Annotated in this window: 16 protein-coding genes and 1 tRNA gene; 12 read left to right on the top strand and 5 right to left on the bottom strand. The window is 67.3% G+C overall.

Features of this window, described 5'->3' with window-relative positions:
• Positions 1-99: 99 nt before the first annotated feature.
• Together ACT9TC_RS01015 and ACT9TC_RS01020 are read right to left on the bottom strand one after the other, a co-directional pair.
• Positions 100-930 (bottom strand): undecaprenyl-diphosphate phosphatase, encoded by an 831-nt coding sequence (locus ACT9TC_RS01015; protein WP_458041629.1) that lies wholly within the window; start codon positions 928-930, stop codon positions 100-102.
• 66 nt (positions 931-996) lie between these two features.
• Positions 997-2,325 carry a M20/M25/M40 family metallo-hydrolase gene (locus ACT9TC_RS01020; protein ID WP_458041630.1) on the bottom strand — a complete coding sequence of 443 codons (1,329 nt, stop codon included), beginning with the start codon at positions 2,323-2,325 and terminating at the stop codon, positions 997-999.
• An 80-nt stretch (positions 2,326-2,405) separates the two neighbouring features.
• Between ACT9TC_RS01020 and ACT9TC_RS01025 the strand changes: the two genes are divergently transcribed.
• Positions 2,406-2,491: transfer RNA gene (locus ACT9TC_RS01025), tRNA-Leu, on the top strand.
• A gap of 109 nt (positions 2,492-2,600) precedes the next feature.
• Positions 2,601-4,223, top strand: a complete 1,623-nt coding sequence (locus ACT9TC_RS01030; RefSeq protein WP_458041631.1) for a peptide chain release factor 3 — start codon at positions 2,601-2,603, stop codon at positions 4,221-4,223.
• Here the strand turns inward: ACT9TC_RS01030 and ACT9TC_RS01035 are convergent, their stop codons facing one another.
• Both ACT9TC_RS01035 and ACT9TC_RS01040 read right to left on the bottom strand, forming a co-directional pair.
• Positions 4,224-5,315, bottom strand: coding sequence for a VIT1/CCC1 transporter family protein (locus tag ACT9TC_RS01035; RefSeq protein ID WP_458041632.1), 1,092 nt, complete (start codon positions 5,313-5,315; stop codon positions 4,224-4,226).
• A gap of 145 nt (positions 5,316-5,460) precedes the next feature.
• Positions 5,461-7,293 (bottom strand): DEAD/DEAH box helicase, encoded by a 1,833-nt coding sequence (locus ACT9TC_RS01040; protein WP_458041633.1) that lies wholly within the window; start codon positions 7,291-7,293, stop codon positions 5,461-5,463.
• A gap of 160 nt (positions 7,294-7,453) precedes the next feature.
• On the opposite strand from ACT9TC_RS01040, the gene ACT9TC_RS01045 reads away from it, so the two are divergent.
• Positions 7,454-8,320 carry an SGNH/GDSL hydrolase family protein gene (locus ACT9TC_RS01045; protein WP_458041634.1) on the top strand — a complete coding sequence of 289 codons (867 nt, stop codon included), beginning with the start codon at positions 7,454-7,456 and terminating at the stop codon, positions 8,318-8,320.
• A gap of 23 nt (positions 8,321-8,343) precedes the next feature.
• On the opposite strand, the gene ACT9TC_RS01050 is transcribed toward ACT9TC_RS01045, so the two are convergent.
• Positions 8,344-9,159: a TrmH family RNA methyltransferase gene (locus tag ACT9TC_RS01050; protein WP_458041635.1), complete on the bottom strand. Its 816-nt coding sequence runs from the start codon at positions 9,157-9,159 to the stop codon at positions 8,344-8,346.
• Positions 9,160-9,240: 81 nt separating this feature from the next.
• On the opposite strand from ACT9TC_RS01050, the gene ACT9TC_RS01055 reads away from it, so the two are divergent.
• The 9 genes from ACT9TC_RS01055 (at position 9,241) to ACT9TC_RS01095 (ending at position 19,478) form a co-directional block, all read left to right on the top strand.
• The gene (locus ACT9TC_RS01055) at positions 9,241-9,621 is read left to right on the top strand and encodes an ArsR/SmtB family transcription factor (protein WP_458041636.1); all 381 of its coding nucleotides are present in this window, start codon (positions 9,241-9,243) and stop codon (positions 9,619-9,621) included.
• A gap of 8 nt (positions 9,622-9,629) precedes the next feature.
• A complete protein-coding gene (locus tag ACT9TC_RS01060; protein WP_458041637.1) occupies positions 9,630-11,258 on the top strand; it encodes a SulP family inorganic anion transporter in 1,629 nt (542 codons plus the stop codon).
• Between the two features lie 90 nt (positions 11,259-11,348).
• Positions 11,349-13,913, top strand: a complete 2,565-nt coding sequence (gene pepN / locus ACT9TC_RS01065) for an aminopeptidase N (protein ID WP_458041638.1) — start codon at positions 11,349-11,351, stop codon at positions 13,911-13,913.
• Positions 13,914-14,095: 182 nt separating this feature from the next.
• Positions 14,096-15,007 carry an ATP-binding cassette domain-containing protein gene (locus tag ACT9TC_RS01070; protein ID WP_458041639.1) on the top strand — a complete coding sequence of 304 codons (912 nt, stop codon included), beginning with the start codon at positions 14,096-14,098 and terminating at the stop codon, positions 15,005-15,007.
• A complete protein-coding gene (locus ACT9TC_RS01075; RefSeq protein ID WP_458041640.1) occupies positions 15,004-15,867 on the top strand; it encodes an ABC transporter permease in 864 nt (287 codons plus the stop codon). Before ACT9TC_RS01070 ends, ACT9TC_RS01075 begins: the two co-directional genes overlap by 4 nt.
• A gap of 9 nt (positions 15,868-15,876) precedes the next feature.
• Complete coding sequence (locus ACT9TC_RS01080; protein ID WP_458041641.1) at positions 15,877-17,133, top strand: sensor histidine kinase; 1,257 nt, start codon at positions 15,877-15,879, stop codon at positions 17,131-17,133.
• Positions 17,126-17,803 carry a response regulator gene (locus ACT9TC_RS01085; protein WP_458041642.1) on the top strand — a complete coding sequence of 226 codons (678 nt, stop codon included), beginning with the start codon at positions 17,126-17,128 and terminating at the stop codon, positions 17,801-17,803. Before ACT9TC_RS01080 ends, ACT9TC_RS01085 begins: the two co-directional genes overlap by 8 nt.
• A 23-nt stretch (positions 17,804-17,826) precedes the next feature.
• Entirely contained in the window at positions 17,827-18,984 is a 1,158-nt protein-coding gene (locus ACT9TC_RS01090) for a mechanosensitive ion channel domain-containing protein (protein ID WP_458041643.1), read from the top strand.
• Complete coding sequence (locus tag ACT9TC_RS01095; RefSeq protein ID WP_458041644.1) at positions 18,981-19,478, top strand: globin; 498 nt, start codon at positions 18,981-18,983, stop codon at positions 19,476-19,478. The genes ACT9TC_RS01090 and ACT9TC_RS01095 overlap by 4 nt, the downstream gene beginning before the upstream one ends.
• Positions 19,479-19,494: the final 16 nt, after the last annotated feature.

A 19,494-nucleotide genomic window follows, 5' to 3' on the forward strand; every position in this document is an offset into this window, starting at 1 on the left:
CGTTTCGACTCGTCGCTCCGCTCCTCGCTCAACGCCCGCCCCGGTCGTTGAGCGAGCGCAGCGAGACGAAACGGAGCAAACCTGCCGGCATCTTCGTCGTCAGTAGGGCTGCAGAACGCCCGTCAGCAGCAGCACGATCAGGGCGATGCCGAGCAGCAGCCGGTAGATCACGAACGGCAGGAAGCTGCCGCGCTTGAGGTACTGCATCAGGAAGGCGATCACCGCGAGACCGACAATGAACGCCACGACCGTCGCGGCTGCCGTGTCGATCAGGCTGTAGGGGCCGGTCGGCCCCTCGAAGCTCTGCACCAGCTCGTAGAATCCCGACCCGAACACCGCAGGCACGGCGAGCAGGAACGCGTATTCGGCCGCGGCGGGTCGCGTGTAGCCGAGCGTGAGACCCACCGTCGTGGTCGCGCCCGATCGGGAGACTCCCGGGATGAGCGCGAGCGCTTGAGCGAAGCCGAGCGCCAGACCGTGCGGGTAGGTGAGGTCTGTCAACTCGCGCGTGCGGCGACCCCAGTAGTCCGCGGCACCCAGCAGGAGACCGAACACGATCAGCACGATCGCGACGAGCCAGAGGTTTCGGAACGTCCCTCGGATGGTGTCCTGGAACAGGTACCCCAGCACGGCAATCGGCACGGAGCCGATGATGATGAGCCATCCCATCCGTACATCCGGGTCATTGCGCGGAACCTTGCCCGCCAGCGACTGCGCCCAGCGAGAGATGATGCGCACGATCGTGCCCCAGAAGTACACGAGCACGGCGGCTTCGGTACCGATCTGGGTGATGGCGGTGAACGTCGCCCCGGGGTCGGTTGCCGACGGCAGGAACTCGCCGAGGATGCGCAGATGCGCGCTCGATGAGATGGGCAGGAACTCGGTGAGTCCCTGCACGATGCCGAGAATCAGGGCTTCGATGAACTGCATGGGCAACTTTCGGTGCGGGGTCGTGACGGGGCGATGGAGATGGCCTCTGACCGAGGCATCCGTAGGTCAGTATCGACGAAGCAGGTCGGTGAGCACGCGCTGACCGAACTCGAGCGATTCGATCGGGACGCGTTCGTCGATGCCGTGGAACATACCCGTGAAATCGAGATCGGCGGGGAGGCGCAACGGCGCGAAGCCGAAGCCCGCGATCCCGAGAGCCGCCAGCGCCTTGTTATCGGTGCCGCCTCCCATCAGGTAGGGGATGACGGGCACACCCGGATCGTGCTGCCCGAGCACCGCGACCATCTCGTCGACCAGCGCACCGGCGAAGGGCACTTCGAGGCCGATGTCGGCGTGCACGATCTCGATCTCGACGTCGTCACCGATGATGCGACGGATGTCCGCTAGCGCCGCTTCCTCGGTGCCCGGCAGAACCCGCACGTCGATCATGGCTTCGGCGTGATCGGGGATCACGTTGTGCTTGTAGCCGGCGGTGAGCCCCGTGGGGTTGGTGGTCGTGCGGAAGGTCGACCTCAAGAATCCTTCGGCTGGCCCCGCGTGCGCCGCGAGCGCGTCCGGGTCGCTCGTGTCGGTTCCGGTGAGGGCTGCGAGGCCCTCGAGCAGCTGCGTCGTCGTCGCCGTGAGGCGCACGGGCCATTGCGTGCGTCCGAGGGCAGCGACGGCCTCGGACAGGCGCGTGACGGCGTTGTCGGGGTGCAGACGCGAACCATGACCGGCACGCCCCCGGGCGATCAGGCGGAGCCAGATCAGGGCTTTCTCGCCGACCTGCAGCAGATACGCCCGGCGGTCATCGACCGAGATGGAGTAACCGCCGACCTCGCTGATCGCCTCGGTCGCGCCCGCGAACCACTCGGGACGCTGGGCGACGACGAGCTGGGAGCCCTCGACACCGCCGTTCTCTTCATCGGCGAAGAAGGTGACGATTACGTCCCGCTCCGGTTGTTCCCCCGCGCGCACGAGGTCGGCGATCGAGGTCAAGATCATGGCATCCATGTCCTTCATATCGACCGCCCCCCTGCCCCAGAGCATCCCGTCGCGCACCTCACCCGCGAAGGGATCGACGCTCCATCCCTCGGGTGGAGCGGGCACGACATCGAGGTGCCCGTGCAAGATCAAGGCGGGCTTCGACGCGTCTCGGCCGGGGATCCGCGCGTGGACGTTGGTGCGTTTCGGGATGGGCTCGAAAAAGTCGACCGCCAGCCCGAGGGCTTCCAGATACGCGCCGACATACTCCGCGGCCTCGCGCTCCCCGTTCGCCTTACCACCACCCCAGTTCGAGGTGTCGAAGCGGATGAGATCGCGCGCGATCTGGGCGACTTCGGGCAAATCCTGCCCGGACGGGGATGGCGAAGAGGACGCATCGGCTCCGGGCATGCCGACCACGCTACCCGGGTCGGGGTGGCCGGCCGAGTCGTGATAGTCTCGATCCTCGGTTGCGCAAGCAACATATCGATGCGCGGGTGGCGGAATAGGTAGACGCGCTAGCTTGAGGTGCTAGTGCCCTTTAACGGGCGTGGGGGTTCAAGTCCCCCCTCGCGCACAGCGGTAAAGAAGGCCCCGGATCTGGGATTTCAGATCCGGGGCCTTCTTCGTTGAGCTCCCGCTCGCGGAGCGCGGTACCACCCCAGTCACCTAAAATCGAGAGCATCGTGACATCTGACGAAGAGACCGTACCTGCCGACCATCGCCCGGCCGACCCCCGCGTGGTCGACGAGGCGAAGCGTCGACGGACGATCGCGATCATTTCGCACCCGGATGCGGGAAAGTCGACTCTGACGGAGTCGCTGCTACTGAACGCCCACGCCGTCTCTGAGGCGGGGGCGGTACATGGCAAGTCGACGCGACGCTCGACGGTCTCCGACTGGATGGAGATGGAAAAGGCTCGCGGGATCTCGATCAGCTCCGCCGCGATCCAGTTCATCGTCGACGACGTCGTCGTGACCGTCGTGGACACACCGGGGCACGCGGACTTCTCGGAGGACACGTACCGCGTGCTCTCCGCCGTCGACACGGCCGTGATGCTGATCGACGCGTCGAAGGGTATGGAGGCCCAGACCCTCCGACTGTTCGAGGTGTGCCGAAACCGCGGCATCCCGATCATCGTCATGATCAACAAATGGGATCGCCCCGGACGCGATCCCCTCGACCTGCTCGACGAACTGCAGCGCGTCACGTCACGTCAGCCGATGCCGCTCAACTGGCCGGTCGGCGAGGCGGGGCGGTTCCTCGGGCTACGAGATGTGACGTCCGGCGAACTTCTCACGTTCGAGCACGTCGACGGCAACGCACACCTTCCGCGGATCGAGCTTCATCCCGCGTCGGACGCGGCCGGGATGCTCGGGGATGACTGGCAGACCGCCGTCGAAGAAGCTCAGTTGGTCGAACTCGACGGCGGAGAGTTCCGCGCCGAAGCCTTCGCAGATCTGACCGGCATGCCCGTGTTCTTCGGTGCCGCCGTCCGCAACGTCGGCGTCGAGCAGTTGCTGCGTTTCGTCTGCCGCGCCGCGCCCTCGGCAACGCCGCGGGTCAACGTGAACGGGATGCCCCGTCCCGTCGACGCGCCTTTCTCTGCACAGATCTTCAAGGTTCAGGCCAACATGGACCCGGCGCACCGAGATCGGGTCGCGTTCATGCGCATCTGCTCGGGCATCTTCACGCGAGGGATGTCCGTGGTGCACGCGCAGACGGGACGCCCGTTCGCGACGAAGTACGCCCTGCAGATGTTCGGCCGCGAACGCGACACCGTCGACACCGCGTGGCCCGGTGACATTGTCGGGCTCGTCAATGCCACGCACCTGCGCCCCGGCGACACGCTCTACTCCGAGGACCGGGTCGAGTTCGAGGGCATCCCCTCGTTTACCCCCGAGCTGTTCGCGCTGGCTTCGCCGGTCGATGTCAGCACCGCCAAGAAGTTCCGCAAGGGCATCACGGCGCTCACCGAAGAGGGCGTCGTTCAACTTCTGGATTCCGAGAAGCGCGGGCCCCAAAACCCCGTGCTGGGCGCGGTCGGCGCGATGCAGTTCGAGGTACTTTCGGGGCGGATGGCATCGGAGTTCGGTGTCGCGATTCGACTGACCGACCTGCCCTACACCGTCGCCCGGCTCGTCGACGCCGACACGGCGGCCGCCCTGGCGTCCCGGCGCGACTGCGAGATCGTGATGCGGAAGTCGCAGCGGCTCGCTCTGTTCCGCACCGAGTGGCAGTTGCGCTCGCTCGAGAAAGACATTCCGGGGCTCGCGCTCGATGCGGACCGAGTCGTCGTCGGGCGATAGTCAGCCCATCGATACACCGAAGGCCAGACCCAGCACGTAGGTCACCGCGGCAGCGCCGAAACCGATCGCGAGCTGACGCAGCGCGCGTCGGAGCGGCGGACCGCCCGAGAGCAGGCCCACCATCGCTCCGGTCGCGAGCAGCGCGACACCCACGAGGGCCAGCGCCAGCACGACCGCGGCGACACCCGAGAGCCCGAAGATCCACGGCAGCACGGGGATAATCGCGCCCGAGGCGAAGAACAGAAAACTCGAGCCCGCCGCGGCCCACGCACCGCCCACCACGTCGTGCTCCCCCGCGGCCTCCCGAGACACCGTGAAGGGTACTGAGCGGTCGGCCGCGCGCGCAGTCTCGACCGTCAGGCGCGCACGCTCGAGGGCCTCGCCGACCGCCATTCCGCGCGTGCGGTATACGAGCGCAAGCTCGTTGGCGTCGAGGTCGAGGTCAGGCAGAACATGATCCGCATATCCATTGGGTTCGGTCGCCGCGAGGAGTTCACGTTGCGATCGGACGGATACGAACTCCCCGGCTCCCATCGACAGTGCGCCGGCAAGCAGTCCCGCGATGCCACTGAAGAGCACGAACTGTGGATCTACACCCGTCGCCCCGATACCCAAGACCAGGGCGAGGTTGCTGACCAGGCCGTCGTTTGCACCGAACACCGCGGCGCGGAACGTTCCGGACAATCGTCGCCGGCCCCGAGCCGCGAGTCCTCGCACGACCTCGTGGTGGATCTTCTCGTCGGCGCGCATCGCAGGCGTCGCGGCCGCATCGCTGTCGTACGGCGACCGGCCCTCCGCGTTCTGCGCGAGGGCGAGCACGAAGATTGACCCGAAGCGCCGGGCCATCCACCCGAGTACACGCGTTTCGAGGTCGGCCTTCGGCAGGCGGGCGGGTTCACCGCCGAGCAATTCGAGCCAATGCGCTTCGTGCCGCCCTTCCGCCTCCGCGAGCTCGAGAAGGATGTCGCGCTCTTCGCCCTCGCGTCGCGCTGCAAGGTGCCGGTAGACGCTCGCTTCCGCACGTTCGTTGACGAGGTACCGGATCCATCGCCGTCTGTCGGCGGCGGTGGGTATCGGCGCGAGCGCGCTCATATGGCCTCCAGGGCGACGGGAAGGTGGAGTAGACGGGGTGGTGGACCCGATCAACGCTATCCACAGCTCTCTGCCCGCAGCCGTCGTTTGCCGCTATTGCCAGCATTTCGGGCCTCCGAAGCGCACCCGGCCAGGCGATCCGCGCTCAGGAGTGGACGCGCCGGCGCAGCACTTCGATGCGCGCCTGCAGCTGTGCCACCGTTGCATGCGAGACGGCGGGGCCACCACAGATGCGGCGCAGTTCGGCGTGCACGAGGCCGTGCGGTTCGCCGGCCTGGCGGGCATACAGGCCGACCAGGCTGTTCAGCAGCTGGCGCTGCTCCCGCAGTGTGCGATGCAGAGCGGGCGGCGGAGCATCCACGGCGCGTTCGTCGCCCGACGCTGCCTCGGCGGCCTCGCGGACGCTCCGGTGTTTGCCCTGCCGAGCTTGGCGTTGCATGAGCAACTCGTGCACGTGCTCCGGTTCGAGTAGGCCAGGCAGCCCCAGAAACTCCTCTTCTTCGGGAGTTCCCGGCACGGCGAGCTGACCGAACTCGCGGCCGTCGAACATGACGCGATCGAAGTGCGCGAACGATCCGAGAGCCTGGTACGTGAACTCCTGTGTCAGAGCATCGGAGGCGGATTCTTCGCGCTCGCCGGCATCCATCGCGTCTTCGTCGAGGGCCCACTCGTCTTCAGCATCGCTGTCGCGGTCGAGCGCGTGGTCGCGCTCGCGCTCCAGCTCGCCAGCTAGCGCGATGAGCTGCGGCACATTAGGGAGAAAGATGCTGGCCGTCTCGCCACGTCGCCGGGCTCGCACGAAGCGTCCGATCGCCTGCGCGAAGAACAGGGGCGTGGACGCGGATGTCGCGTAGACACCCACGGCGAGGCGCGGCACATCCACGCCCTCCGACACCATACGTACGGCCACGAGCCAGCGCGACGTCGAGTTCGCGTACTGCTCGATACGGGCAGATGCCTCGGCCTCGTCCGACAGCACGACGGTCGGCGTCTCGCCGCTGATGGATTCCAGAATCGCTGCATAGGCGCGCGCCGCGGTCTGGTCGGTCGCAATCACCAACCCCCCGGCATCCGGGATCTGCTCGCGCACCTCGGTCAGGCGCCGGTCGGCCGAACGCAGGACGGCCGGAATCCAGTCGCCGTTGGGGTCAAGCGCCATCCGCCATGCTTGAGCGGTGATGTCCTTCGTGTTGTCCTGCCCGAGGTACGCCTCCATCTCGTCACCCGCCCGCGTACGCCAGCGCATCTTGCCTGCGTAGACGAGGAACATGACCGGCCGGACCACGCCGTCTTCGAGCGCGCGGCGGTACCCGTAGTTGTAGTCGGTCCGCGAGAGACGAATACCCTTCTCGTTCGGCGCATATTCCACGAACGGAATGGGGGCGGTGTCGCTTCTAAAGGGCGTACCCGACAGCAGTAGTCGGCGGGTCGCGCGGCCGTAGGCCTCGCGAAGCGCATCACCCCAGCTCAGCGCGTCACCTCCGTGGTGTACCTCGTCGAGAATGACGAGCGTCCGCGCGGCCATGATGAGGCGTTCGTGGACGGATGCCTTGACCGCGACCTGCGCGTAGGTCACAGCGACGCCGTGGTACTGCCGCGACGGCATGGCGTGCCGGTTGCTGAAGTTCGGGTCGAGCCGCAGCGAGACGCGGGCCGCAGCATCCGCCCATTGCGTCTTCAGATGCTCGGTCGGGGCGACGACGACGATGCGGTTGATGACCCGCCGACGGAGCAACTCGGTGGCGAGACGGAGGGCGAACGTCGTCTTGCCGGCTCCCGGGGTTGCCGCCGCGAGGAAGTCGCGTGGCCCCTTTCCGATGCCTTCGGGGCCGTCGAGCGCGAAGTAGATGTCGAGTGCCTCGGCCTGCCACGCACGCAGGGCCTGCGCCGTACCCCAGGGCGCGCGTTGCGGGTACGCGGGCGACAGGTGCTCGGCCGCGAAGCTGCCGACGTGCGCACCGGGTTGCTCCTCGATCACCCTGCACACCCCTCCCGCGCCGGCATCCGCTCGCCCGAACGCACGACTGACCACGATAGACGAACCCGCCGACATCCGGCCCCGATCCGCCACCTCGACACCCCCGCGATGTCAGCCCCGCGCGGTATCGTCGAAAACGGTCGACAAGCGAGGAGGTCCGATGCCCGAGCATGAGCCCGCAAACTCTCCCCACCCGGATACTGCGGATCAGCCCACGCATCCGTGGCGCCGATTCGTTGCTATCGGCGATTCGTTCACCGAAGGTGTCGGCGACCCGGAGCCACGACTGGATGGCGGCTACCGTGGGTGGGCGGACCGCGTCGCCGAAGTGATGGGTTCCCAGGTGCCCGATTTCGCGTACGCCAACCTCGCGGTGCGCGGACGGCTGATCGCGCCGATCATCGCCGAGCAGATCGAACCCGCCCTCGCCCTCAAGCCCGACCTGGTCACGTTGTGCGCCGGCGGAAACGACATCATCCGTCCGGGCGCCGATCCCGACGCTGTCGCCGCCCAGTTCGAAGATGCCGTCGCACGGCTCTCGCAGAGCGGTGCGACGATCGTCATCTTCACGGGAATCGACGTGGGCTGGCAGCCCGTCTTCCGCGCGATGCGCGGGAAGATCGCGATCTACAACGAGAATCTGCGCGCAATCGCCGACCGTTACGACTGCGTGGTCGCCGACCAGTGGGGGTTGAAAGAGATCCAGGATGCTCGCTTCTTCGACGCCGACCGTCTCCACCTGAACCCCCTCGGGCATCACGAGGTGGCTCGCATGGTGCTTCGGACGCTCAACGTCCCGAACGACCTCGTGCCCATGCAACCTGACCCGCTACCCGCCACGACGTGGCAAACAGCGCGTGCCGGGGACTTCGTCTGGGCACGCTCGCACCTCGTCCCCTGGGTGCTGCGGCGCCTGCGGCACCAGTCCTCGGGCGATCACGTCACGGCGAAGCGCCCCGAACCGCTTCCGATGGATATCCTCGCGCCGGGCCAGGATCCCGACGCCGTGCCAAGAAAGACCCTCTAGCCAGCGCGGACTCGGGAAGAGGTCTACACGCGGATGCGCAGAGCCCAGAGGGCGACCGCGCTCGCGGCGGCGACGTTCAATGAATCGACGCCCCCGGTCATCGGAATCGTCACGGTCGAGTCGGCAGCGGCGATCGCCTGGCGCGAGAGGCCGTCGCCCTCAGCTCCCAGCACAATTGCCACCCGCTCGGGAGGGTTCTCGACGAAGTCATCGAGCGAGACGGCATCCTTGGCCAGGGCGAGTGCCGTGATGTGGAACCCGGCCTCGTGGAGGAGCTCGGCGCCCTCGCGCCAGGCGGGCAAGCGTGTCCACGGAACCTGGAAGACCGTCCCCATGCTGACCCGGATGCTCCGCCGGTACAGCGGGTCGGCACACCGCGGCGACACCAGCACGGCGTCTGCGCCCATTCCCGCGGCCGCGCGGAACACGGCCCCGACGTTGGTGTGATCCACAAGGTCTTCCAGCACGACCACCCTGCGCGCGTGCGCCAGGAGTTCGAGTACGGGTGGATTCTCCGGGCGATGCATCGATGCGAGCAGTCCGCGGTGCACGGCGTAGCCGGTGACCGACTCCGCTACGTCCGCGTCGACGACATAGACGGGCGTGTCCGTGGCTCGAGCGGTTTCGAGCAGCCCCTGTACGTCCGCGACCCACTTGTCCTGCGTCAGAACCGATCGCGGGCTGTGCCCGGCGGCGAGAGCCCGCGAGAGTACCTTCGCCGATTCGGCGAGATACAGCCCACCCTGGGGCTCGAGTACTCGTCGTAGCGCGACATCGGTGAGGTCCCGGTAGTCCGCGAGACGCGGGTCCGAGGCATCCGTCACCCGCTCGATTGGCACGCTCCCAACCTACAGACCGCGAGGACTCCGTCCCGCTCTCGGACCGTCAACGCGATAGCCCGGCGATATGATGGCTTCATCATGTCGCTATCATCCGAGCAGCGTCCTCTCTACGAGGTGAAGGCCGGCCTGTTCAAAGGCCTCTCGCACCCACTGCGGATTCGGATCCTGGAGCTCCTCGCCGACGGCGGTGAACACACCGTCGCGTACCTTCAGGCGAGCACAGACCTCGAGGCATCCCACCTGTCACAGCACCTGTCGGTCCTGCGCCGCCACCGCCTGGTGACGTCGGAACGCCGCGGCAGCAATGTCTACTACCGTCTCGCGGGGTGCGAGGTCGCCGAACTGCTGGCCGTCGCTCGACGACTCTTGACGGTGCTGGTCGCCGAGGATGGCGCCCGTGCGAACGATGTCGCGAGTATGCCGTCCTTCGGCTTGACCCCGCCCGCCGCATCCTCGTGACCCGCCCGATGCGCACCATCCGCGCCCTCTTGCCCGCTCGAGGCGACTACCGGGGACTGCGCACCAGCTGGCGGCGCGACCTGCTCGCTGGCGTCACCGTGGGCGTTGTCGCGCTCCCCCTGGCGCTGGGTTTCGGAATCTCATCGGGAGCGGGGGCAGCAGCGGGGCTCATCACGGCGATCGTGGCGGGCGTGATCGCTGCTGTGTTCGGAGGATCGAACGTGCAGGTGTCCGGTCCAACCGGCGCAATGGTTGTCGTCCTGGCCCCGATCGTCGCCACCCACGGCATGGGCGCCGTCGCGATCGTGAGTCTGTTGGCGGGCGTGGTCGTCTTGATTGCGGGCGCTGCGCGTCTCGGTCGCGCCGTCTCGTTCATCCCGTGGCCCGTCATTGAGGGCTTCACGCTCGGTATCGCCATCATCATCTTCTTGCAGCAGGTGCCCGCTTTGACGGGACCGGCGACTCATGGCGGATCGCACACAAACGTCGTGCTCGCGGCTTTCGACGCCCTTGCCTCGGCCGATCTCGGCTACCTGCTCTGGGCGCTGGGCGCGGTCGTCATCGTCGCGGCGTGCATGCTGCTTCTCCCCCGACTGCATCCGGCTATTCCCGGATCGCTCGTGGGCGTGATCGTCGTAACGCTCCTCACGCTCGTCGCGGCCAACCCGCTCGCCGTGATCGGAGCGCTCCCCGCGTCCCTGCCCGCTCCGACCGTGCCCATCCTCAATCCCGGAGTCTTCTCCAGCCTTCTGCTGCCCGCGTTGACCGTTGCCGCACTCGCCGCGATCGAGTCCCTCCTGTCCGCCCGTGTTGCCGCCTCGCTCGCCGACACCGGGCCCTACGAGCCAGACCGCGAACTCGTCGGACAGGGCCTCGCCTCGATCGGATCGGGACTGTTCGGCGGAATGCCCGCGACCGGTGCCATCGCGCGCACGGCCGTCAACGTTCGAGCCGGGGCGCGCACACGACTCGCGGCCATCACGCATGCCCTCGTGCTGCTGCTCGTCGTCGTCGCGGTCGCCGGCCCGGTCGGAGCGATTCCGCTCGCTGCGCTCTCGGGTGTGTTGATGATCACGGCGATCCGGATGGTTCACCTCGCGACCGCGCGTTCGATCCTGCGCTCCACGCGTGCGGATGCGGTTGCTTTCATCGTGACGGCGATTGTCACGGTTTCGGTCGATCTGATCGTTGCGGTCGTGATCGGCATGGTCGTCGCCGCCGTCTTCGCCCTCCGGGGGCTGGCGCGTGCCACCGGTGTGCACCGCGAGCCGATTCTCTCCGCCCCCGTGCCGGGCGACGAGCGCATCGCCGTCATCCGTCTCGACGGCCCGCTCTTCTTCGCGGCCGCGGATCGCATCCTGGCGGAGGTGACATCACTCGACGGTGTCTCGGTCGTGGTGTTGCGGATGTCTCAACTCGAACTCGTCGACGCGACCGGAGCCCACGTGCTCGGCGAGATCGTGCAACAGCTCGAGCGCCGCGGCGTGACGGTGCTGATCAAGGGTGTGCGCGAAGGGCATGTCGAGCTGTTCCGCACGGTCGGTGTTCTGGGATCGCTCCGCCACCAGAATCACCTGTTCGTCGACTTGCCTGCCGCGATCGAGCACGCGCGCAGCCACGTCCTCCGCGAGTCCTGACCGAGCGCGCACGTCAGTAGGCTGGACGGATGCCGCGGGCGCCAGCAGCGCGTGCGGCTCCGATCGCCCACGACCCACGGGAGTAGCGCTGTGCCTGGAGAGAACCTCACCCGCATCGAGGCGCAAGAGCGCCGCGCCGTCGTAGAGACGCACGAGTACGAAGTCACCCTCGACCTCACGCGCGGCGCCGAGATCTTCGGCTCACGCACCGTTGTCCGTTTCACGGGCACGAAGGGCGCAGACACCTTCATCGACCTGATCGCGCGCGACGTCCGCGAGGTCACCCTCAACGGCCGCTCTATCGACCCGGCCACGGCCTACGCCGACTCGCGCATCGCCCTGACCGGTCTCGAGCGCGATAACGAACTCGTGATCGACGCGGACTGCATGTACACGAACACGGGCGAGGGCCTGCACCGCTTCGTCGACCCCGTCGACGGCGAGGTGTACCTCTACTCGCAGTTCGAGGTGCCCGACTCTCGCCGTATGTACGCGGTGTTCGAGCAGCCCGACCTCAAGGCCACGTTCCAGTTCACGGTCACCGCGCCCAAGCAGTGGGCCGTCGTCTCGAACTCCCCCACCCCCGAGCCCGCCCTTCGACAGGCTCAGGGCCCGGCTGGTGAGGACACCGCGACCTGGACGTTCGAGCCCACCCCGCGCATCTCTTCGTACATCACGGCGCTCATCGCCGGCCCCTACGAGTCGACGTTCTCGGAGCTGACGAACGCCTCGGGTCGCGTCATTCCCCTCGGCATCTACGCCCGCAAGAGCCTGTGGCAGCACCTCGACACCGACTACGTGTTCGAGAAGACGCGCCAGGGATTCGCGTACTACGAGGAGAAGTTCGACTTCCCCTACCCCTTCGCCAAGTACGACCAGCTCTTCGTGCCCGAGTTCAACGCCGGGGCGATGGAGAACGCGGGCGCGGTGACGTTCACCGAGACGTACGTGTTCCGCAGCAAGGTGACGGATGCGGTCAAGGAGCGCCGCGTCGTCACGATCCTGCACGAGCTCGCCCACATGTGGTTCGGCGACCTCGTCACGATGAAGTGGTGGAACGACCTCTGGCTGAACGAGTCGTTCGCCGAGTGGGCGTCGACGATCGCCACCGCCGAGGCGACCGAGTGGACCGAGGCCTGGACGACGTTCAACGCCATGGAGAAGACCTGGGCCTATCGCCAGGACCAGCTGCCCTCGACGCACCCCGTTGTCGCCGAGATCCGCGACCTCGACGACGTGCAGGTCAACTTCGACGGCATCACCTACGCCAAGGGCGGTTCGGTGCTCAAGCAGCTCGCCGCCTGGGTCGGCATCGAGAAGTTCTTCGCGGGCGTTGCCGCGTACTTCGACAAGCACCAGTGGGGCAACACCGAGGTCGGCGACCTGCTCGTCGAGCTCGAGAAGACGAGTGGCCGCGAGCTCGGCTCGTGGGCGAAGTTGTGGCTCGAGACATCCGGGGTCAACACGCTCATCCCCGTGATCGAAGAGGACGCGGACGGCACCATCACGCGATTCGCCATCGCGCAGACCGCCGCGGCCGACTACCCGACGATCCGCCCGCACCGGCTCGGCGTCGGCTTCTACGCGCTCGAGAACGGCGCGCTCACCCGCGTCCACAAGGTCGAGCTGGACGTCGACGGCGAGCTCACCGAGGTTCCCGAACTCGCGGGCATCGCGCGTCCCGACCTCGTGCTGCTGAACGACGAAGACCTGGCGTACGCCAAGATCCGTCTCGACGAGCGGTCGCTTGCCACCGCGATCGCACACCTGCGCGATATCTCAGATCCCCTCGCCCGCTCACTCGTCTGGGGCGCCGCGTGGGATCAGACGCGGGATGCCGAGGCCTCCGCGACCGACTACGTCGATCTGGTTCTGCTGAACATCGGCTCCGAGACCGAGTCGACGACGGTACGCACGACGCTCGCTCAGTTGCAGCTCGCCGCGAACTCGTACGTCGCGCCCGATAAGCGAAAGGCGACGCGCGAGCGCGTAGCCGACGGCCTCTGGGCCCTGGCCGCACAGGCCGAGCCCGGTACCGACAGCCAGTTGCAGTTCGTCACCGCCTTCGCCAGCGCCGCCTCGACAGCGACGCAGTGGGAACAGGTCCGTCGCCTGCGTGACGGCGAGACCGTGCTCGAGGGGCTCGAGATCGACACGGACCTGTCGTGGCAGCTGCTCATCTCTCTCGCCGCGGGTGGTTTCGCGACCGCCGCGCACATCGAGCAGGCGCTCGCTCAGGACAACACTTCCAAGGGTGGGGAACTCGCCGCGCAGGCGAAGGCCGCCCTGCCGAACGTCGAGGCCAAGCTCGCGGCGTGGGACTCGCTGATCGTGCGCTCGGACCAGCCGAACACGATCGTGCGTTCGACGGCGCTCGGGTTCACGCATCCGGCCGGCGTTGACCTGCTCGAGGAGTTCGTCACGCCCTACTTCGAGATGCTGCTGCCGATCTGGAAGGCACGCAGCTACCAGATCGCGCAGTACCTGATCACGGGTCTGTACCCCGCACCGCTCGCGAACGCCGCCCTGCGCGATGCGACCCTCGCGTGGCTCGAGGCGAACGCCGATGCCCCGGCCTCCCTACGTCGCCTGGTGAACGAGAACCTCGCCGGCGTCGAGCGCGCCATCGCGGTGCAAGAGCGCGACGCCGCCTGACCCGGCCTGCCTACTCTCACTTGGGGCGCTGGAATCCCCCTGGGGCGCGGAACCTCGCGCCCCAGGGGGATTCTGACGCCCCAGGTTGAGGCCAGGCGGTACCTAGGTACCACGCCAGAGCAACGGAAGAACCCTCCCCGGACGGACGCGCCGAGGGAGGGTTCTTCCGTAGCGTGAAGCACATGATCGTTGCAGAGAACCTCAGCAAAGACTTCGGGGCAAAGCACGCCGTCTCGGATGTCAGCTTCACCGTCCAACCCGGAAAAGTCACCGGATTCCTCGGCCCGAACGGCGCCGGAAAATCCACCACGATGCGCATGATCGTGGGACTCGACCGGCCGTCCCGTGGTCGCGTCACCGTGAACGGCCGCGCCTACACAGGCCTGCGTTCGCCGCTCACCGAAGTCGGCGTCCTCCTCGACGCGAAGGCCGTGCACACGGGCCGGAGCGCCAAGAACCACCTGCGCGCGATGGCGGCGACCCACGGCATCCCGCGTTCGCGCGTCGACGAGGTGATCGAGATCACCGGACTCACTTCGGTGGCCAAGAAGCGCGCCGGAGGCTTCTCGCTCGGCATGGGTCAGCGACTGGGAATCGCCGCGGCACTGCTCGGCAACCCGCACACCCTGATCCTCGACGAGCCGGTCAACGGCCTCGACCCCGAGGGGGTCATGTGGGTGCGCCGGTTCGTCCGCCACGCCGCATCCGAAGGACGCACCGTCCTGCTCTCGAGCCACCTGATGAGTGAAATGGCCGTAACCGCCGACCACATCATCGTGCTCGGCCGCGGCAAGGTGCTCGCGGACGCACCCGTCGCCGACCTGGTCTCGCAGTGGACCCAGCATTCGGTCCGTGTTCGCAGCCCGCACGCGACCGGCCTTGCCGAAGCGCTCTCCGCGGACGGCGTGACCATCACCACTTCCGAGCCCGGCCTGCTCGACATCGTCGGCGTCACCGCCGCGACCGTCGGCGACCTGGCGGCATCGCGCGGGTTCGCGCTGCACGAACTCACTCCCGCATCCGGAACGCTCGAGGACGCCTACCTGCGTCTGACCGGCGATTCCGTCGAATACAACACCAAGGACATCGCATGAGCACCCTCAACCTGACCGCGCCCACCGCGGCGCCCGCGACCCCCACCCCGGCGGATCCCGGCATCCACCTCAGTTTCGCTCGCCTGGTGCGATCGGAATGGATCAAGTTCACGACGGTCCGCTCGACCTGGTGGTCGATCGCCCTCGTGCTCGTCCTCTCGATCGGCCTCAGCCTGCTGATGGCGGCCTCGTTCGCAAGCTTCGCGGCCGAAGCCGCAGTGGACGGGATGCCTCAGGGCAACGCGATAGCCGTTCAGGTAATCGTGTTCAGCACGGTCTTGACGCAGCTGCTGGCCGTCATCCTCGGCGCCATCACGGTCACCGGCGAATACTCGACCGGGATGATTCGCTCGACCCTGACCGCGGCACCCGGACGCAGCGGCGCCGTCCTCGCCAAGGCACTGATCGTGGGCGTGACGATGTTCGTCACCAGCATCATCGCGTTCGCCATCATCGCGGTCGTCACAGCGCCGATCCTGTCGACGAACGCGCTCGACCTGAGCGAACTCGACACGTCGCTCATGCCGCTGCTCGGCGCCGCGTCGTACCTCACCCTCATGGCGATGATGGGTGTCGGAATCGGGTTCGTCATCCGCAACGGCCCCGGCGCCCTGGCCATCGGCATCGGACTCGTCTTCGTGGCGCCGCTGCTCGTCAGCTTCTTCCCCCGCGTCGACAACTTCGCCTGGATCCACGATCTGGCGAGCTACCTGCCCTCCAACGCCGGGCAGTCGCTCTTCCTCGGCGGCGGGATGTCCGGCGACTCGCTCGACACCATCCCCGCGGTCATCACGATGATCGCGTGGGCGGCAGCAGCTCTCATCGGCGGGATCGCGGTTCTGAAGACGCGCGACGCGTAGAGTCGATCGATGTCCGCAGCACGCGAACTCGTCCTCGGCCCGGGCACCCGCCCGGCCGAGGACGAGTTGCGTCTGCCGCGGCCACCCGGCGTCTTTCGGCGCTTTTGGGCGAGGCATCCGCTCTTTGCCGACATCCTGATCGCCATCCTGGCTTTCTTCCTGTCGGTGCCGACTCTCAGTATCCGTTCCGATCGCGCCGACCCACCGACCGGCGGTCTGCTCGCGCTCATGATCGGGCTGGCCATCCTAGGATGTGTCGCGTTGGTCTGGCGACGCCGCTGGCCCGTTGCGGTCTTCATCGTGACAATGGCCCCCGTGTTCTTGTTCGGACCCGACGAGATCAACACGATCAACGGACCGGCTACCGTCGTCGCCGTCTACTCGGTGGCTGTCTACCGGAGTTCACGCGCATCGTGGATCGCGCTCGGTTCAGCCGTTGTCGCCTTGGGCTTGAACATGCTCGTTCGCTCGATGATGGGTTTCGGCGATCTGACGCTCCTGCTCAATATCGCGATCAGCTTCGGGGTCAGCCTGCTGCTCGGCACATTGATCGGGGTCAACGTCGGCAATCGGAAACGCTATGTCGAGGCGATCATCGCGCGCTCGCGGCAGCTGCTCGTCGAACGCGACCAGCAGGCGCAACTCGCGGCGGCTGCGGAACGCGCGCGCATAGCTCGTGAGATGCACGACGTCGTCTCGCACTCGCTCACGGTCATCGTCGCGCTCTCGGAGGGTGCGAGCGTCACGGCCGACCCCGAACGCTCTCGCGAGGCATCACGAGCCGTCGCCGCGACCGCACGCGACGCCCTGACCGAGATGCGCATGATGCTCGGAGTTCTTCGCGAAGACCACCCCGACGCGGCGCCCCTCTCGCCCATGGAGGATGGCTCGCTCGACGATCTCGTCGACGCTGCTCGCTGGGCAGGCTTCCCGGTGTCGCTCTCGGTGACGGGCGTGCCCGAGGGTCCGCCCGCGATTCGTCAGGCGGTTCGTCGTATCGTTCAAGAGGGCCTCACCAATGCGATGCGCTACGCCCATGACCCCCGCTTCATCCAGGTAGACGTCGTCCACACCCCCGACCTCCTGACGCTGACCATCGACAATGACGGCTCGCGTCCCGACGAGCCGTCGGGCGGGGGTGGTCTGGGGCTCCTGGGCCTGCGCGAGCGCCTCGCCCATCTCGGCGGAGACCTCGAAGCGGGCATGATCTCTCCCAACCACTGGCGACTCCGCGCCCGAATCCCCCTGGAGCCACCGCATGAATGACCGCGCAGCCATCCGCATCCTGCTCGTCGACGATCAACAGCTCATTCGGATGGGCTTTCGCATGGTGCTCGAGGCCTCGCCGGAGTTCGTCGTGGTCGGTGAGGCCGCGAATGGCGCCGAGGCGATCGAGGCGGTGCGCGAGCTCGCGCCGGATGTCGTGCTGATGGATGTCCGGATGCCTCGGCTCGACGGCATCGCCGCGACAGAGCAGATCGTGCAGCAGCACCCCGATTCCCGCATCATCGTCCTCACGACCTTCGACCTCGACGAGTACGCGTTCGGAGCGCTCGCCGCGGGGGCGAGCGGCTTTCTGCTGAAGGACGTGCAGGCAGGCGAACTGACCGCGGCTATCCGGGCCGTGCATTCGGGAGATGCGACGCTGTCGCCACGCGTGACGCGACGGATGCTGGAACTTCTCGGCGGGCGTCTGCCGAATGCCGCCGGCGGGGGCACGGATCTCGCCGCGCTCGCGACGCTCACCGAGCGGGAACGCGACGTCTTCGCAGCGATCGGTCGGGGCCTGACCAATTCTGAGATCGCCGCCGCGCTGTTCGTGAGCGAATCCACCGTCAAGACCCACGTCGGACGGGTTCTGGCGAAGATGGGCGCGCGCGATCGGGTGCAGGCCGTGATCCTCGCCCACCGGTTGGGCGTCACAGGAACGGCATAGTGCCCGCCGGTAGAATCGGCGGAATGTTCGCCCTCTCGCCCGTCGACGACACCGTTACCAACCCGGAGTGGTGGGCGCAACTGCTCGAGCGGCTGAGCACCGCCGGCTTCCGCGTGCTCAACGCCGTCGCTATCATCGTCGGCGCACTTCTCCTGGCGTGGATTCTCCGCATCGTCATCCGCCGCGTCGTGACGCGCATCGTCAACGGGGCCAAAAGCAAGGCGAATGTCGACGATACCCAGGCTCTGGAACGCTCACCCTTGGCGGCAGTCCGCCTCGTTCAGCGCACCCGCACGCTCGGGTCGATCCTGCAGAACATCGTCAACGTTGCGGTGGGCGTCGTCGCCATCGTGTTGGTGATCAACGCACTCGCCCCGAACGCGCTCGGCTCGCTCGCCCTGCTCACTGCCGCGATCGGTGCAGGCCTCGGCTTCGGTGCACAGAACATCGTCAAGGACGTGCTGAACGGCATCTTCATCGTCGCCGAGGATCAGATCGGGATCGGCGATGTCGTCGATCTGGGGCTTGCAACCGGCATCGTCGAATACGTCAGCGTCCGTGTCACGCACGTCCGGGACGTCAATGGCACGCTCTGGTACGTCCGTAACGGCGAGATCACGCGCATCGGCAACATGTCGCAGGGATGGTCGCGGGTCATCATCGACCTGGCCGTTCCGGTCGATGCCGACATCGACGAGGTCGAGTCGGCCATGCTCGAGGCCGCCAAGGATCTCGCGAAGGAACCGAAGTGGCGCACCCGCATCATCGAGAAGCCCGAGGTGTGGGGTCTCGAGTCCGTCTCGGGTGACGCCCTCGTCATCCGGCTCGTCATGAAGACGCGCGCCAACGCAAAGGACGACGTGGCGCGCGAGCTGCGGATGCGCCTCAAGCGTGCGATAGACGCGATGGGTTTGACACTCCCCCAGCTGAACTCGATCGTGCTGACCGGGCTGGAGGGCGCGCAGCGCGTGCGAGGCGCGAACCCCCCGAAAACCCGGCCGACCCCGGTTGCGCCCGAGGCCGCGCCGTTGCCGGAGCGCCCGCTGTGGAAGGCGAAACGCACACGCAAAACGGCACCCCCAGCCGAGACGACACCCGATAGTTCGGCGGGCGCCAGCACCGCTGGCGATGGCACACCGCCGGACGACGACACAAACCCGAAGACAGGCGGCACGACATGACGGACAGCACGGACGCGTCGCCCCTGAGCTTTTACGACGAGGTCGGTGGCCATGAGACCTTCGTCCGCCTGGTCGACGGCTTCTACCGCGGTGTCGCAACCGACGAGGTCCTGAAGCCGATGTATCCGGAAGAAGACCTCGGTCCCGCGGCCGAGCGGCTGACCATGTTCCTCGAGCAGTACTGGGGCGGACCCACGACGTACAGCGAGCAACGTGGCCACCCACGCCTGCGCGCGCGCCACAACCCTTTCCACGTGAATCCCGATGCCCGCGACCGCTGGCTGCGTCACATGCGCGCCTCGCTCGACGAACTCGACCTGCCGCCGCTACACGAGGCCACGCTGTGGGACTATCTCGAACGCGCCGCGATGGCTATGGTCAACACATTCGAATCGTCGCCGATCGGTCCGCCGAGCGGCGGACGGACCGCGTTCACCGCGAGCGTGGCGGGCCCGTACCATCCACCCGTTCCGAAGACGCCCGCAGCAGACTGATTTCGACGCCACCTCA

It is taken from the genome of Microbacterium sp. HM-570 (assembly GCF_054165885.1).